This window comes from Microcystis sp. M20BS1 (genome assembly GCF_020245305.1).
Classification (GTDB): Bacteria; Cyanobacteriota; Cyanobacteriia; order Cyanobacteriales; family Microcystaceae; genus Microcystis; species Microcystis ichthyoblabe_A.
Genome location: NZ_JADBUZ010000031.1, coordinates 26,852 through 42,925, shown reverse-complemented (window position 1 = coordinate 42,925; position 16,074 = coordinate 26,852). Strand labels below are relative to the sequence as shown.

The following is a 16,074-nucleotide window of genomic DNA, read 5'->3' as shown; positions in this document are numbered from 1 at the left end:
CATACCACAGTTAAAAAACCATGTACTGTCTTACACAGAGTCCACAGACTTTCGCCCCATTTCAGAAGCCCGATTCCGTGTGTCCCACGGTACGTTGACCGCCTATAGCTTCTTGTACTTGTTGCGCGCGACTTTTTACCCAGCCAAGCTTTTCCGGTCGGAACCCCCTAAGCCGAGTTTTCAAGGTGCTGCGCCGTCCACTTGGTTTTCGAGACTGGCCTTTTAATTCTAACGTAAAGCCAACCTAGAACGGCGGGGTTTCAGACCCAAAATTTCCGATGAAGGTGAATCGACAAACCTTTCAGTAAATCAGCAACTAGGGTAATAGAACCCAGAAGAAAACAAGAAAGCTGACGTAAGGGTTTGAGGTGGAGAGTTTTACTAAAGACAGTATGTTGGGGGGGAAGTTGCTCTAAATTGGGTTCAGGAGATTGATTTTCCGCTTCTCCACCCAGCATAACCGTCCAGAGAGTGGCTACAGCCATAGCTAACCAAAGGCATTCGGCACGCTGTGGGTCAAGCAGGCTTTGTGTTTTGCCATTGCCAGCCGTCGGAGGGGAGTGGGTTTTGAAAGTTCGATTGGGAGTTTTATCATCTTATTCCATATTACCGAAGCAAAAAGCAAGCCGGCTGTACGGTCGTTAGGGAGAATAGCCTATCACCACAAGGCAAAAACCTTACTGCGACATGGCATCCCACAATTCGCTGAAAACCATAACTATACTTGCATTAGGGAACGCACCCTACCAGAGCTGATATTTGAGTAAGCCAGACAGGAGCCAGAAAAAGATATTTATCAGAAAAGTCATGATCAAGCTAGAGGTTTAAAGACTGATCGGGTTCCAATTATTTTTATTAATAAATATTTTACATAATTCATAGCAGGTAAGCAAGAGGGCTACGCCACTACTAACGAATCATTACCAGCGGCAGCAACGTTGTAGCCAATTTTGATCCCAAAGAGCCGAGCATGGGGGTGTTTCTCGCTCAATAAGTCAGCAGCGTGTAAGCCATTTTCATCAACTTTGTAGTCACCTGTTTCAATGTCAATGATGACCATCTTGCCAATTTTTTCTTCAACTTCCACCTCTTGGCGGATTCTGCTTTCGTACAGTTTCTCTGCACGTTGAGCAACTTCTTCACGGCTTAAAAGGATTGCTTGCATATACTAACTCCTGATTACGATTTGACTTCTGGAGACCTCTCTATAATATCTCATACTAAATCCGGGTAATAGATAATCAGTTTTCAATAACCGGATTTAGTATAAAGCTCTTCTGGGACTCTGGCAAAAGTCTTACAGTCTCTAAACTCTAGCTCTCTTATGGGGTAAGCCTTCAAGCTATCGCTAACTAACAGAAACCCGAAATTTGAGTTTTTATTAGAAAAAAAGTTAGCGATCACTTGTCAACCAAGGGTTTCAGAATCTGGATTCGGTCAGGAATTTCCGAAAGTCCCAGAAGAGCATTATAGCAGTTCTCACACCTGTGTGGCACAAGTTAACCTTTGCTAATTAAACTTTTCAACATCGATAATGTACCTCTTGCGAACAGGAAACGCTATAAATTGCTGCGTTACGCTTTGGCTAACGCACCTACGATTTATGTTTCTGTTTGTGGCTAAATTGACAAAAGTTGCTCAAAATATAGCCTTAGCAAAATAAATCGGCCTATTCCTAGGTAAGCTGAGTTGAGGATAAGCCGAAACCCTAATTTTACCCTAGCTGGTTAGCTCTATTCTTTCGTGGAAGTCATGGCAAAATCTCCTTAGTCCGATAATTCTTTGTACCAATCCCATCACACAAATGCCTATCTTCCTCCCTGACATTAATATTATTCTCTAAATAAACCCGCACCCAATCGCAACTACGCCCCATTAAAGCGTTTAAGTCCTGCATTGTCCTACAATCTTTCTGCATCGCCCTAAAATGCTTCTGCATCGTCCTACAATCCTTCTGTATCCTCACAAAGAAGTCTAAACCAAGATTAACGGGATTTTAGGATTAACTGGATTATTTACTTGGAAACTCCCAACAATCTTTTAAGGTTGAGCATCCTGAAAATCCTCTAATCCTCAAAATCCTGATACTGACTATTTACCCCCAATCCCATCACACAAATGCCTATCCTCCTCCTTAACACCAGAATTAGGATTGTGCAAATAAGCCCGTACCCAAGCGCAACTCCGCCCCATTAAACCATCTAAACCCCAACCATATTCTCCATTCCACAGTTTGATAGTTCCGTCACTACTACCGGTCGCTAATGTCTTACCATCGGGGCTAAAACTCACGCTAGTGACAGTGCTATTATGCCCTGTGAGAGTGCGAATTTCTTTCCCTGTTTCTACATTCCACAGTTTGATTGTGCCGTCATCACTACCGGTCGCTAATGTCTTACCGTCGGGGCTAAAACTCACGCTATTGACATTACTATTATGCCCAGTGAGAGTGCGGATTTCTTGACCTGTCTCTACATTCCACAGTTTGATTGTCTCGTCATAACTACCAGAAGCTAATGTCTTACCGTCAGGGCTAAAACTCACGCTAGTGACACTTTTATCATGCCCAGTGTTCTCGTAGAGTTGCAAGGGAAGGGTGCGGATTTCTTGACCTGTCTCTACATTCCATAGTTTGATTGTGTTGTCTCTAACAGATATCAAGATACCACTACCGGTCGCTAATTTCTTACCGTCGGGACTAAAATTAACGCTATTGACTTCCCTATTATGCCCAGAGAGAGTGCGGATTTCTTTTCCCTCGACATTCCACAGTTTGATTGTATTGTCATAACTACTAGAAGCTAAGGTCTTACCGTCGCTACTAAAACTCACGCTTAAGACAATTCCATTATGCCCTCTGAGAGTGCCGATTTCTTGGCCTGTTTCTACATTCCACAGTTTGATTGTCTTATCCTCACTACCGCTCACCAAAGTCTTGCCGTCGGGACTAAAATTAACGCTTCTGACACGGCTATTATGCCCCTTGAGGGTGCGGATTTCTTTGCCTGTTTCTACATTCCAGAGTTTGATAGTTTTGTCCCAACTACCGCTCACCAAAGTCTTGCCGTCGGGACTAAAATTAACGCTATAGACATAGCTATCATGCCCCTTGAGGGTGCGGATTTCTTTGCCTGTTTTTACATTCCAGAGTTTGATAGTTTTGTCCCGACTACCGCTCACCAAAGTCTTGCCGTCAGGACTGAAACTGACACTAATAACGTGCCAAGTCCGTATCTTTGAAATACTTGTGAAATCAGAGTTTTGAAAAAGTCGCACACGGTGTTACTTTTATTTACCCCATTCCGACTCACAATAATCAAACCTTCTTTTGTTTTCTTCATACTCCTCAACCGTTCCATAACCTTGTTTCCAATTCCTATCTCTTAGGAGTTGGTAACACATTCTCCCTCTCTCATGAATTTTGCTTGTCCTCCCTTGTTCTTTCGCGGACTCTACTTGTTCTTTCGCGGACTCTATCTCGTACTCTAGTTGTCGTTCAAGGTTATTTATTTCTTTTCGCTTTTCGGCGTTCTGCCATTGAATCAATATACCCAAAGCTAAAATCAAAATCGAACCTCCTGCTAGTACATAAACATAAACAGTCTGTCGTCTTACACGTTCTCGCCGCCTTTGTTCTTTGTCTCGCAGTTTTACACTTACTTGGATATAAAATAGCTCCCCTTCGCTCAAATCCTCTGGACGTTGTTTCAGCTTCTCTTCTGCCTCCGCCAACGCTGTACCCCGCAACAATCTGCTTTCATCCCATCCAGTTACGTCTCCATTTTCTATCTGTTGCCATTGATACATTCCTGCCCTTAATCGCTCTTGCCAAGCGCGAAAAACCCTGTCTGTATCCATCCAGCCCCGCAATTCCCCCCAATTGCGAATCAGTGCTTCATGCACCACTTCCACCGTCTCCACCTGTGCCTTTTCACTGCGACTGGTGACAACTAAACGCGCATCCGCCAATTGTTTCACCAGCGCCCAATTTACCGCCCCCAATTCCGCTTTTGTCGCCAGCCGCCGCGTATCTTCTGTGCCTTCCCCTGGGCGTACCAATTGGATGAAAATGCGCCGCACCTCTTTCCGTTGCGCCTCACTCAGCTTGTCATATTCTTCATTGGCATGGCGGGCCAAAGCACCCTGCACTTCGCCAATTTCTGTATATGCCAGATGGGTTAATTCTTTGCCCTGTCGCCGCTGCCACAATTCCGTTAAGGCAAACTCTAGTAATGGCAAATTCCCCGGCTCACTCTCCACATCATCGAGGATGCGCTCCACCAGTCCCGCTTCAAATGTCACCCCCAATTTTTGCGCCGGTTTTTCAATAACTTCTGTGAGTTCTTCTCGGTTCATCGGCCCCAATTTCAAGTCAGTATTTTGTAAGACATCGGCAAAGGGACGATAGGAAAGAGCATTCCCCAAGAAATCCGCCCGCATAGTTAATACCAACACCATTCCTACCCTTTCAAAGGGGAATGTAGTTAATTTATCGAGAAAATTACGGCGGATTGTTTCATCAGGACAGAGGGTATAAAGTTCCTCAAATTGGTCGGCAATTAGCAGTACCCGTTCACTGGGATAATTGTGTTTGATTTGGGCAAAAACATCAGCTAGAGGAATGTCGCCATCACGCAAATAATTGGCTAACTGACGCGCTTGGGCGAGGCGTTCTGTCTCATTTAGATTAGTTGTATAAAGGGGAACTAATGCTAAAGCTAGGGCATGAAAAGGGTCAGAACCGGGACGAAAATGGGTAAACTGCCAGTGACTTTCTTGTTGCAATTTGGGGACTAATCCCGCAAAAACTACCGAGGATTTACCACTTCCCGACGCACCTAATAGGGGGATAAAATTACGGGTTTGGGTTGCCTGAAATAGGGTTTTAATAAAGCTTTTGCGCCCAAAAAAGTATTCTGCATCTCCTGGCCCAAAATGAAACAAGCCACGATAGGGACAGGGCAGTTTATCATCGGCAACATCGGCAGAATCAGCAGGGGCTATTCTTGCTTCTTCTCGATAATAGTAATTGGTAATCGTGATGGTTGCATTGCCAGTCCCAGAGGCAGCAGCATATTGAGCTTCTGTAATATTTTGTTGAATTTCGCTTGGTTCTGACATATCAACCATCCTGATTAATTAAAATACAGTCTCAGTCATCCTTAGATGTGCCATGCTCGGTGATGCAGCTAATACTAGCATTACCCGTGCCAGAGGTAGCAGCATATTTAACATTACTGATATTTTGGGTGATAATTTGTTGTCCACCGGGTTGTTCTTGGAGCTTGTCTAGTAAATCTTGGGCTAATTTAGTGATTTCATTATCTTTATCAACCCCGGCTTCGACAATTTTATCTTTTAACAAACCTTCAGCTTTCTTGATATCCTCTGGTTTTGCCTCTACCATTGCCTGTGCTAAAGCATCATTAGCAAACTTACGCTTAATCAAGGTTTTCAAACCTTGATATGTATCTTTAACGCCTTTTTCCGCCGTATCTTTAGCCGCAGTAACCGCACCAGCAGTCAAGGCGGCGATAATCAGAGAAACTGGTTCCATTGTTTGATACTCCCAATAAAATATTGCTGATTCAATCTTAGATCAAAACAATTTTTAATAGTAAGCCAAATCGCAATCAGCTAGAGAACTGGAATTTTACGGCCAAGCCACTAAGCCTTAAAAGTATTGCTATATAAGAATCGTAGCTGAAAAAGCCAAACAAGGTTTTTCCCTGTGGATGGGGTTTATCAGTTATGAGATTTGAGTTTTCAATTCACTGTTTACTGAACAATGAAAAAAACTCTCTGGTTATCGCCGATGATACCAACGGGTAAATAATTTTTCTAACTCCACCCAAACGAATAACAAGGTACTAAATCCCAAACAGATTAATAATTCTTCTTTAGTTAAAAATTGAGTACCGAAAAAATCCCGCAGGGCAGGAACATAGATTAACATCAGTTGAAAAATTGTCGTCAGGGTTACTGCTACCCAAAGATAGGGATTAGTCAAAGGATTCATTTCTATGGTAAGATGATCGCTCGATCGCACAGAAATGGCATGACCCATCTGAGCTAAACAGAGAGTAGTAAAAACCATAGTTTTCCATGAACCGGTATTACCAAAAAGCGGATCCAAGCGCACAGCGATTAACATTTGAGTGATATTAATAATCGAAAAAATAATCCCAATTCTCACAATATAACTGCCCAAACCGCGAGCAAAAATACTTTCTTGGGGACTAAAAGGAGGGCGACGCATAATATTAGGAGAAGCGGGTTCCACTGCCAAAGCTAACGCGGGTAAACCATCAGTAACTAAATTCATCCAGAGAATTTGTAGGGGAGTGAGAGGAGTAGCTAAACCCAAAAGAGGCGAAGCAGCGATAGTAATCACTTCCCCGATATTACTGCCGAGAATATATTTAATAAAACTGCGAATATTGTTATAAACCACTCGCCCTTCTTCCGTGGCAGCGACGATAGTGGCAAAATTATCATCAAGGAGAATCATATCACTAGCCTCTTTGGTGACATCGGTTCCGGCGATTCCCATGGCAATACCTATATCTGCTTGTTTCAGGGCTGGAGCATCATTCACCCCATCTCCGGTCATAGCGACAAATTTACCCTTTTTTTGCAAGGCGCGGACAATAGTTAATTTATGTTCGGGGGAAACACGGGCATAGATGTTAGTTTTGTCAATGAGGGTTTCTAGCTGAATTGGTGATAATTTATCTAATTCTCGCCCTGAGATCACTAAAGCTCCCGCTTGGGCAATACCAAGACTTTTAGCCACCGCTAGAGCGGTTAATTGATGATCACCGGTGATCATAATCGGACGGATTCCCGCTTCTCGACACCTAGCCACGGCGATTTGTACCTCCGGTCGCGCTGCGTCAATCATACCGACCATTCCTAACCAAATTAGGGCATCTTCGCTGATTTCAGTTGATTCTGGTGGATAAATAAGGTTTTTATAGGCCAATCCTAAGACTCGTAAACCCCTGTTAGCCATAGCATTGTTAGCGACTAAGACTTTTTCTTTTTCCCTATCCCCAAAAGGAAGACTTTCTAATCCCGATTGATAGGAGAGACACTGTTCAAGGATTAATTCTGGGGAACCTTTGGTAAATAGTACGGGATTGACTCCTTGACAAATGACCGACATTCGCTTTCTTTGAGAAGAAAAGGGGATTTCAGCGATTCTAGGGAACTCTTGCTTGGTTAGGGATAAATTTAATCCCGCTTTCGCCCCTAAAACTAATAAGGCTCCTTCCGTGGGATCGCCTAAAATGCTATCCTGACCGTTATCGAGGTCTAAACTGGCATCGTTGCAGAGGACACTGGCAATTAAGAGATGATGTAATTCTAGATCGGTTTTGGGATCGATCGCCCGTTGCTCGGTGTCTAAAAATTGTCCTTTTGGGCTATATCCTTCTCCAGTCACCGAAAAATTGCGATTAATTGTCTCTATCTCCCGCACGGTCATTTTATTTTCCGTTAGCGTCCCGGTTTTGTCGGAACAGATCACATTAACGGAACCAAGGGTTTCTACTGCCGGCAGTTTACGAATCAAGGCCTGACGTTTGACCATGCGTTGGGTACCTAGGGCGAGAGTTAGGGTGATAACTGCGGGTAATCCTTCGGGAACGACGGCTACTGCCATACTAAGGGAAACTTCCACTAATTCCTCTAGGGCCGACCAACCGGCATTGATCAGGCCGATGGTAATAGTCAGGGCCACTAGAATGAGAGAACCAGCAACAAGGACATTACCCAAGTGAGTCATTCTTTTTTGGAGAGGAGTGGGTTCATTGCCGACTGTTGCTAACATTTGAGCGATTTTGCCTAATTCCGTGGTCATCCCCGTATTGGTAACGATGACCTTAGCCCGGCCTTGCAGTACCTCTGTTCCAGTAAAGACAAAATTTAAGCGATCGCCAAGGGGAGTATCCCTGTCTAAGGGGTCAATGGAGGCGGATTTATTAACACTATTTGCCTCTCCTGTCAAGGCCGATTCGCGAATTTGCAGGTTAAAAGCTTCGATAATTTGGCCGTCGGCGCTGATTTGGGTTCCCGCTTCAATCAGCATGATGTCCCCAGGGACGAGATTAACCGCATCTATTTCTCTGCGTTGACCCTCGCGGATAACATTAACTTGGGGAGAGGAGAGTTTTTTTAAAGCGGCCAGAGCTTTTTCGGCACGACTTTCTTGCAGATAGCCGAGGATACCATTGAGGATGACAATTGTTAAGATAGCGATCGTATCTTTGAAGGGAACACCAATTTTAGCCAGATGACCGCGCTGTAATGCCAGTAAATCTAGTCCCCCGGAAATTATGGCCACGGCAATTAAGAGGAGGAGCATAATATTGGTAAACTGATCTAGGAGAATTTGCCAATTACTGCGCCCTGGACGTTCTTTTAGTTCATTTTTGCCATAATATTTAATTCTTTGGGCGATTTGCTCCCTATTGAGGCCATTAACAGCCGAACTACCGAGGATAGATAGGGTGGTTTCCACCGGATAGGTATGCCAAGGTTGTTGCAAGTTAAGGCTAGAATGGGCAGAATAGTCGGCATTAGCGGCCATGGCAAGTGAAGATAGTTGATCTAGATAGATCTTAGCTGTTTCTTTCCCCGGTAACAGGAAAAAACAAATGTTTAAACTGCCTCTCCCTGCTCATAGACAGTCTTAACGAGTAATGTAGATAAGTAGCTGGTTATAATTAAATTGAAGATAGATCCCCCCTGCCCCCCTTGATAAGGGGGGTGCCGATAGGCGGGGGGATCCCCCCTTGATAAGGGGGGTGTCTGAAAGTTTTTAACATCTACCTACTTAGTCAACAGCTTAGTAGGGCAAAGTAAACCAAAATTGTGAACCTTTTTCATCATTATTCATAATGCCAATTTCGCCTCCGTGAGCATGGATAATTTGACGACATAGATATAAACCTAGTCCTAAACTAATCTGATTATTATTATTGCCTTTTTGATAGCGATCAAATAATTGTTTTCTCTGGGTTTCGCTAATTCCCACCCCATTATCGGCAATGCTACACCAGAGACAATTACCCTCTAGTCTAGCGGATAAAGTGATAATTATTCCTTGGGGATTGTGTTTAAGGGCATTGGCTAATAAATTCTCAAAAACTCGCCAGAGATGGTGAGCATCGGCATTAACTAAGGGTAAATCGGGGGAAAAGTTATTAATTAAAGTTGCTTGATTTTCCTTTAATCTTAACTCCCATTCCTGACCGATCTGTTGACCGATTTCGTAGAGAGATAAAGGCTTTAGTGCTAGGGAAACTCCCCAAAGATCATTTTGTCGGGTTTCGACAAGAGAATCAATTAAAGTTAATTGTCGATCGCAACTGTTGGCCATCTGTTGTAAAATCTTCCGGGATACTTCTTTAGTTTCTCCCTGAGAATTTTTAATTAAATTATTTAAGATCATTGACATCCCGATCACGGGATTGCGGAGATCGTGAGAGACAGCATGAAGATAAATTTCTAAAGTTTCCTCAGTTTTTTGACGTTCTTTAATTTCGTTTTGGAGTTGTTTTTTTTGACGAGAAATAGTTAATTGATTTTCAATGCGGGCCATGACTTCTTCCCCTTGAAAAGGTTTAGAAATATAATCAACACCTCCCACTTGAAAAGCTTTGACTTTATCTAAGACATCATCAAGAGCGCTGATAAAAATCACGGGAATTTCTCTGGTTTTTTCATCAGCTTTTAACTGTTCACAAACTTGATAACCATTGAGATCGGGCATATTAATATCGAGGAGGATCAGATCGGGAATTAGCGATCGCACTGTATTCAGGGCCATCTGTCCATTAATCGCTTTGCGTACCTGATATCCCTTCTCGGTGAGCATAATCGACAATAGCCGCACATTATTGGGCAAATCATCGACAATTAAGACACTAGAGCGCGGTGTGGGTTGAGTCATGCCGGTTATTTTATAACTCAAACTATTTAGTAAAAGTGTATAAAAAAACAGACGCAACACCTGCATCTGTTACAAAATTAACTATATTTTGAGGACAAGAACATCTAAGGATTTTCACCACCCACAGCGATGCCAGTACCATAAATCTGAGCATTTGTCAAGTTAATTCCCCCCATTGACGCACCCGTCACATCAGCATCATAGATCATGGCACTGGTGAAATTAACTCCATTGAGATTAGCTTGATTTAAACTGGCATTAGTCAGAAGAACTGCGGTTAAATTTGCGCCTTCTAGGTTAGCATCGGTCAAATCTGCGCCCTCTAAGTTAGCTTCCTCTAAATTAGCTCCCTGTAAATTCGCTTTTCTCAAATCTGCACCGATTAGATGCGCCCCTCTTAAATCGGCACCCCGGAGATCACACCCCGGACATTCCCCCGTATTCAATAATTGTTGCACCTGTCGGGGATTTTCCGCACCGACGGGGTTAATCAGCAGTAAGGAAGCTAGGGAACCTAGGGCAATCATTAAAGTCCTTTTCATCGTTTTAGCCTCCTCTTTCGTTTTCTTCTCTACTTTTAGGATAGGAAAAAAGCTGCTAATCAACTTCCCCCGATCGGGCTAATTCTCCTGTTATCTCACTTTTGCTTGCTTTTGCTAGTCGATCTCTCCTTTTATGACCGTAGCGATCGCTGCTCGGGCATTTTCCTTAAATTCCTTGACATCGACGCGACTTAATAACCAAACTGCTAGGATCATTCCCAATGCTTGCACGAGGAAAACTAAGCCATAGGCTAAAACCGGGCTAGAAAAGATAACTTTACCGATATTTAAAATCGTACCGCCTAAAACCGTGGCTAATCCCCGGGCGATCGCTTGGGATAATCCCCAAGCGCCGATAAAAGTTCCTGCGGTTTCGGCAGCGGTTAAATCTAACATTAAACTGGTAGCCCCAGCAGTAATCATTCCCGAAGCTAAACCGAAAAAGAGCAAGCTTGATTTTAATAAACTTTGGTCAGCAGAAAAGCCAGCAAAAATCAAGAGAATAAAACAAATTGTTGCAAAAATACAGCCATATTTAGTGGTTTTTTGTTTACCGACGCGGGGAATGAGCATAAATCCCGTGGCAGCAATACCAAAAAGGGTTCCGGTTCCCCAAAAAGCGTTTAATTGGGTGGTTTGGGCGATACACATCCCAAAAACCTCGCCCCCAAACGGTTCCATAATTGCATCCTGCATAAATAAACTCAAAGTCATCATCAGCAGAAAGGTGAAAAATAAACCGGTTTGCCGACTAGCGGTGAGAACCTGTAACGCATCCTTGAAGGTAATTTGATCCTCTCTTTGCACAAGAGTGGACCGACTACTAAAACGAGAATATTTTTTTTCTACGCCAAAAGTCGCTAAAATACAGAGAACGAAAACGATAGCGGGCATAATCGTGAACACGGGGTTAATTGTCGCCTGTAGTTGCGGAATATTGGCTATGGGGGCTGATTGAGTCGGATCATAGGTCAAAATATTTGTACCGCAGATATTGGGAGTATCCAGCAAACGAGAACTAACGATCGCCCCGACGACAATTCCCACCATCAGCATTGACCAAACTATAGCAACTAATTGCGATCGATTATCTTCATCGGACACATCCACCAAGAGGGCAGCAAAAGGGGTGGAACTGGCGCTTAAAGCTAGTCCGTAGAGGGCGAAAATTAAGGCTAAGAGGGCAATCCAAGCGTAGGAAATGGTATTCCATCCCGAAGTTTGAATACTAAGTCCCAATTGCCAGACTACCTGCAAAGCAATAAAAGCTAAAGCGGTAAAAACTGCCGCCCCAATCCAGACATAACCGCTGCGATGATGACCGAAAATAGTTTTACCGTCGGATCTTTGCCCAAACCAGATGCGTGCTGGACTAACAAACTGGTGCATAGCGATCGCAGCAGCGGCGAGAAAGGGTAAAACTTTTAACTCATCGATCATAATCCGATTGAGAACCCCCAAAGTCAGCAGGGACATAATACCTAGTCCCATCTGAAAGAGTCCTAAGCGAAACATGGTGAAAAGTCCCAGTTTTGGCAGGGATTTTGGGGACGAGTGGGTAGAATTGGAGATATCGCTAGTGGCCATGGTTAAATAAATACAGGAAAAAAAGCCGGTATTTAAAAATTTAACGCAGGACGAGCAGACATCCTCTGGGGATTTAGCTTTCTGTCTCCGATAACCAAGTGGTCAGATCTGTCAAGCTGGTAAAATCGAGCAGCGCTTCGGCTAAAGTTTCTAATTGTTCTAGAGATAGTTCTTGGATTTGTTGGTTAAAGTCGAGGATATCCCTCTTCTGTCAGAGGGGGAGAGTAGGATTAGAAAATGAACAAGAATTACACCATTTTCTGACGAGTTCACCCTGGTTAGCCAAGGATCTAAAAGAAAGGAGATTGAAATTAATATTATCCGTGTTAGGGGGAAGAGAGATTACCATAATAATAGACGAAACGGGGGATAATAAGAAAGGAAAAACGACGGATTATGTGAAAAGACAATACATCGGAAATATCGGAAAAGTAGAGAACGGGATCGTGAGTGTCAACGCCTATGGGTTGATTGAAGGCATGACAATCCCGTTAATAAGCGAGGTCTACAAACCAAAAGAAAGATTAAAAGAAGGAGATACCTATAAAAGTAAACCAGAAATCGCAGCGGGGATAGTGAAATCGTTTAAAAGCTTGGCTCTGTGTTTTCTTTACTCCTCGACTAATTCACTACTTTTCTTTTCTATATACCCAAATTAATCGATTTATCAATTCTCTATTAGAATTCGTTTTTCCCTGTCATTTCTGTCTTCCTGTTCTCTAGAGTGACAGAAGAGGGATATTGATTTCATGTTCTGGCAGGGGAGTCACAATCTCTAACGTACCTCGATCGTAGGTTAATCGTTGACTCGGATTTTCCGCCAGATCGATAGTGCCTGATAGGTTCCCCATCGCACTCCCGTCAATAGTGTTCGGTTTTCAGGTTTGCGGGGGGTTCGTGTCGTCATGGTAGGAATAGAGTTAGGACAGAGGAGAGATAGACTTTTATGTTGGGAAAGAATCACCGAAGAAACGGCACAGATCTCTCGAAGATGGTGGGTTGAGTTACGGTAAGGAAGATCAACGAGGAACGGGAACGTTAATCAAGGATGTTTCTAATATCTCTCGTAATTGCTGTAAAGCATCTTCGTGAGTTTTAAAAACCACTTCACCGATTTTTGTAGGGATACCGCGGGGAAACCGAGAGATGGTTTTCCCTTCTTCGTACACGAGAATTATGGGAATTTGGTTCATTTCCGCGTAGGCGATTTCCATCCCCACACCGAAGGAAGGCTGACCCATATACACGATCACGAGATCTGCTTGACTCACCATTTTTTTATCGGTTTCAAAAACCTGTTGCGGGGTCACATCAGGATTATTCACTGGATCGGTGTGAAGATGCGGTACATAGGCGTTAAATCCCATTTTCTCGCAGAGTAGCCCGATACTTTCGTAAAATGCTTTTGTCGCTTCTGGATCGGTGATTCCAGTTAAAGCACCTGAGATATAAACAATACTATTTTTAGTCATAAGTAAGCCTTGTATTATTCTTTAAAAAAACGCTTTTTTACAATATCGAATATAATATATGAAAAGCTTAAGGTAGCCGTGATCGCCATAACTTGATTTGAATAATCTTTTTTTACAACAAATAAATAGATTACAGCTACAGTAACAGTTGCAGTAATAGCATAACCTAATAAGCCCAGAATTATTTTATTTTTTTCGTCTGTGCGTTTTCGTTCTTCGGATTTTGCTATTAACTGCTCCCAAATCTCTGTTCTATTCGGTTCTGTACGCCGATTATCTGTTGCCTCACTACTCATCTTATAAAAACATATAGTACATAAACGATCTTTATAATTTAAAACAACAGGTATATCACGATAATTATGAATTGCAATCAATAATTGACCGTTCCAACCTGGATCTACTGTTGTAGAGATATGCGATAGACCATCTATAACAACTCTTCTAACTATTGAATGGATAGTGCCTGATATATTCATGGACAAACTAATAGACTCAAAAGTGTAAATAACAACAGTATCATCAGGATCGATTTTTATTGATTTTTGTTCTTGTATATTTATGATTTTTTTTCTTTTCCATGAAAATCCTTCATCTCCTACTCGTAAATCATAGCCTACTGGTGTTAAAGAATTAGGTTCAAAATTGTCTATATTTAAACCATCGACTTTAGGTTTATTCGCCCAAGCAGTTAACTCATCTTGTATATCTTTATTATTGAGCATTGTGTATTACTCTATTGTTAGATATTTACCGATCCTGAATATAAACTCGATCGCTCTTTAAACACTCCCTAGCTTTCTGCAACTCTATCCCCAAATATCCGATATGTTCGGGAATGATCGCCAGGGAAGCGGCACAAATATCTCGAATCAATTTTAAAGGAATTTTGCCCGAATAGCAAGCAACGATCTCACCGCTACCCGGTTTCGATCGAGATAAGTGTAGATTAAAATAAAACTGAGCCTCAAGGAGACCCAGTTTCTAGTTTTTGAAGAGGAGGAAATTAACGAATGTACTCTTTGAGAATACTATTACGGTTGGGGTGACGCAGTTTCCGCAGGGCCTTGGCTTCTATTTGACGAATGCGCTCGCGAGTGACGTTGAAAATCTGGCCGATTTCTTCGAGTGTTTTCATCCGGCCGTCATCTAAACCGTAGCGCAGCCGCAGCACATCGCGTTCGCGAGGACTAAGGGTATCGAGGACATTTTCTAAATCCTCGCGTAATAAATTTTTAGAAACTTCATCTTCTGGGGTTTCCCCATCCGCTTCGATAAAGTCTCCTAAACGGGAATCTTCTTCTTTACCGATAGGAGTCTCTAGAGAAATCGGTAATTGGGCAGATTTGGCAATAAAACGCAGTTTTTCGATGGTCATCTCCATCTTGGTGGCGATTTCTTCCTCGGTGGGTTTGCGACGCATTTCCTGAGAAAGAATCTTGGTGGTTTTTTTGATCCGGGAGATGGTTTCGTAGAGGTGGACGGGAAGACGAATGGTGCGGGATTGATCAGCGATCGCGCGGGTGATGGCTTGACGAATCCACCAAGTGGCATAGGTGGAGAATTTATAACCCTTTTCGTGGTCGAATTTTTCGGCGGCACGGATCAAACCGAGGGAACCTTCTTGAATTAAATCTTGGAAGGAAAGACCGCGATTCATGTATTTCTTGGCGATCGAAACCACTAAACGCAGGTTCGATTGTACCATTTTTTCCTTAGCGCGACGACCATGGTACAAACGACGCTTAAAGGCCGATAAGTATTCCTTTGATTTGGCCAGCCATTCTTCCAGCAGGGGAGCCGTTAGCTCCGTCTTACCTAAATAAGCCTTAATATCCGATAGTTTCGGCTCTTTTTCCGATTTTTCAACGATAATTTTTTCGATGCGCTCGAACAGGAAAACCTGTTTTCCCCATTCAGCATCGCTATAGAGGCAAAAATCTTCGCGAATGCGTTCTAATTTCAGTAGATCGGCGATTTTTCTCGCTAATTCGATCTCCTCCTCCGCTCTCAATAACCGAATCCTGCCGATCTCTTGCAGATAAATCCGAATCGAATCTTCTGTATAGGGTTTTTTTCTAGCGGCGTCGCGACGACGAGCGCTGGCAAGGCGGCGGGTTTTTTTGCCATCGTTGCTATCGCTGGTTTCTTCTAGCTCTAACTCGATATCCTCATCATCGAAGTCTTCGTCTAGGTCAATCAAATCTAAATCCAATGGCGGCTCGGTAAGGGTTAGTACATCGTGGGCCTGCATCATGCCGTTTTCCTCTTGCTCCTTCTGTGCAAAACTAGAAGATCGAATCTCAATCTAGGTGATACTGAACAAATTTGTGTCTCAAATCCGAGACGGGGAAAGACTTTTCCGATTGTAGCTTTAATTACAACAAATGGGAGAAGATTTTTGCTTAAATTTCCTTGTGTCGATGCGATTTTAGCGACACGGAATGCCGTTTTAGCTCGGTCAACTCATAATCTGGCTCCTGCAAAAATTGGGTAAATGGCTGGAGGACTGGAA

At 43.0% G+C, this 16,074-nt stretch carries 14 protein-coding genes and 2 pseudogenes; 1 reads left to right on the top strand and 15 read right to left on the bottom strand.

What is annotated here, in order from left to right; all coding sequences use genetic code 11:
• Positions 1–260: 260 nt before the first annotated feature.
• The 11 genes and pseudogenes from IM507_RS03395 to IM507_RS03345 all read right to left on the bottom strand — a co-directional run.
• Positions 261–485, bottom strand: coding sequence for a hypothetical protein (locus tag IM507_RS03395; RefSeq protein WP_002736478.1), 225 nt, complete (start codon positions 483–485; stop codon positions 261–263).
• A gap of 413 nt (positions 486–898) precedes the next feature.
• Positions 899–1,165, bottom strand: coding sequence for a hypothetical protein (locus IM507_RS03390; RefSeq protein WP_069475164.1), 267 nt, complete (start codon positions 1,163–1,165; stop codon positions 899–901).
• 585 nt (positions 1,166–1,750) lie between these two features.
• Positions 1,751–1,939: a hypothetical protein gene (locus IM507_RS03385; protein WP_042790804.1), complete on the bottom strand. Its 189-nt coding sequence runs from the start codon at positions 1,937–1,939 to the stop codon at positions 1,751–1,753.
• 152 nt (positions 1,940–2,091) lie between these two features.
• Positions 2,092–3,276 carry a WD40 repeat domain-containing protein gene (locus IM507_RS03380; protein WP_069475163.1) on the bottom strand — a complete coding sequence of 395 codons (1,185 nt, stop codon included), beginning with the start codon at positions 3,274–3,276 and terminating at the stop codon, positions 2,092–2,094.
• Positions 3,277–3,288: 12 nt separating this feature from the next.
• Positions 3,289–5,121 (bottom strand): nSTAND1 domain-containing NTPase, encoded by a 1,833-nt coding sequence (locus tag IM507_RS03375; RefSeq protein WP_002737134.1) that lies wholly within the window; start codon positions 5,119–5,121, stop codon positions 3,289–3,291.
• A 31-nt stretch (positions 5,122–5,152) separates the two neighbouring features.
• The gene (locus IM507_RS03370) at positions 5,153–5,557 is read right to left on the bottom strand and encodes a hypothetical protein (RefSeq protein WP_287636604.1); all 405 of its coding nucleotides are present in this window, start codon (positions 5,555–5,557) and stop codon (positions 5,153–5,155) included.
• 249 nt (positions 5,558–5,806) lie between these two features.
• Entirely contained in the window at positions 5,807–8,593 is a 2,787-nt protein-coding gene (locus IM507_RS03365) for a cation-translocating P-type ATPase (RefSeq protein ID WP_287636602.1), read from the bottom strand.
• Between the two features lie 258 nt (positions 8,594–8,851).
• Entirely contained in the window at positions 8,852–9,958 is a 1,107-nt protein-coding gene (locus tag IM507_RS03360) for a hybrid sensor histidine kinase/response regulator (protein WP_002737755.1), read from the bottom strand.
• Between the two features lie 104 nt (positions 9,959–10,062).
• Entirely contained in the window at positions 10,063–10,500 is a 438-nt protein-coding gene (locus IM507_RS03355; protein WP_002735631.1) for a pentapeptide repeat-containing protein, read from the bottom strand.
• Positions 10,501–10,614: 114 nt separating this feature from the next.
• The gene (locus IM507_RS03350) at positions 10,615–12,087 is read right to left on the bottom strand and encodes a BCD family MFS transporter (RefSeq protein ID WP_287636600.1); all 1,473 of its coding nucleotides are present in this window, start codon (positions 12,085–12,087) and stop codon (positions 10,615–10,617) included.
• 73 nt (positions 12,088–12,160) lie between these two features.
• Positions 12,161–12,274: pseudogene (locus IM507_RS03345) on the bottom strand (DUF4351 domain-containing protein); the annotation flags it as partial.
• Positions 12,275–12,311: 37 nt separating this feature from the next.
• On the opposite strand from IM507_RS03345, the pseudogene IM507_RS03340 reads away from it, so the two are divergent.
• A pseudogene (locus IM507_RS03340) lies at positions 12,312–12,683 on the top strand (transposase); the annotation flags it as partial.
• Between the two features lie 423 nt (positions 12,684–13,106).
• Here IM507_RS03340 and IM507_RS03335 read toward each other — a convergent pair.
• Genes IM507_RS03335 through rpoD form a run of 4 tightly spaced genes read right to left on the bottom strand, consistent with a single transcriptional unit; the run spans position 13,107 to position 15,816 of the window.
• Positions 13,107–13,559, bottom strand: a complete 453-nt coding sequence (locus IM507_RS03335; RefSeq protein WP_069475160.1) for a nucleoside 2-deoxyribosyltransferase — start codon at positions 13,557–13,559, stop codon at positions 13,107–13,109.
• Positions 13,560–13,573: 14 nt separating this feature from the next.
• On the bottom strand, positions 13,574–14,284 hold the full coding sequence (locus IM507_RS03330) for a dCTP deaminase (RefSeq protein WP_069475159.1): 711 nt from the start codon (positions 14,282–14,284) through the stop codon (positions 13,574–13,576).
• 25 nt (positions 14,285–14,309) lie between these two features.
• Positions 14,310–14,540, bottom strand: coding sequence for a DUF4346 domain-containing protein (locus tag IM507_RS23640; protein ID WP_420372227.1), 231 nt, complete (start codon positions 14,538–14,540; stop codon positions 14,310–14,312).
• A 25-nt stretch (positions 14,541–14,565) separates the two neighbouring features.
• Entirely contained in the window at positions 14,566–15,816 is a 1,251-nt protein-coding gene (gene rpoD / locus IM507_RS03325) for an RNA polymerase sigma factor RpoD (protein ID WP_002755984.1), read from the bottom strand.
• Positions 15,817–16,074 lie beyond the last annotated feature (258 nt).

Coding starts and splice junctions, on each gene's coding strand:
- IM507_RS03395 (WP_002736478.1), bottom strand. CDS start 485: ATGGCTGTAGCCACTCTCTGGACGGTTATGCTGGGTGGAGAAGCGGAA.
- IM507_RS03390 (WP_069475164.1), bottom strand. CDS start 1,165: ATGCAAGCAATCCTTTTAAGCCGTGAAGAAGTTGCTCAACGTGCAGAG.
- IM507_RS03385 (WP_042790804.1), bottom strand. CDS start 1,939: ATGCAGAAGCATTTTAGGGCGATGCAGAAAGATTGTAGGACAATGCAG.
- IM507_RS03375 (WP_002737134.1), bottom strand. CDS start 5,121: ATGTCAGAACCAAGCGAAATTCAACAAAATATTACAGAAGCTCAATAT.
- IM507_RS03370 (WP_287636604.1), bottom strand. CDS start 5,557: ATGGAACCAGTTTCTCTGATTATCGCCGCCTTGACTGCTGGTGCGGTT.
- IM507_RS03365 (WP_287636602.1), bottom strand. CDS start 8,593: ATGGCCGCTAATGCCGACTATTCTGCCCATTCTAGCCTTAACTTGCAA.
- IM507_RS03360 (WP_002737755.1), bottom strand. CDS start 9,958: ATGACTCAACCCACACCGCGCTCTAGTGTCTTAATTGTCGATGATTTG.
- IM507_RS03355 (WP_002735631.1), bottom strand. CDS start 10,500: ATGAAAAGGACTTTAATGATTGCCCTAGGTTCCCTAGCTTCCTTACTG.
- IM507_RS03350 (WP_287636600.1), bottom strand. CDS start 12,087: ATGGCCACTAGCGATATCTCCAATTCTACCCACTCGTCCCCAAAATCC.
- IM507_RS03335 (WP_069475160.1), bottom strand. CDS start 13,559: ATGACTAAAAATAGTATTGTTTATATCTCAGGTGCTTTAACTGGAATC.
- IM507_RS03330 (WP_069475159.1), bottom strand. CDS start 14,284: ATGCTCAATAATAAAGATATACAAGATGAGTTAACTGCTTGGGCGAAT.
- rpoD (WP_002755984.1), bottom strand. CDS start 15,816: ATGATGCAGGCCCACGATGTACTAACCCTTACCGAGCCGCCATTGGAT.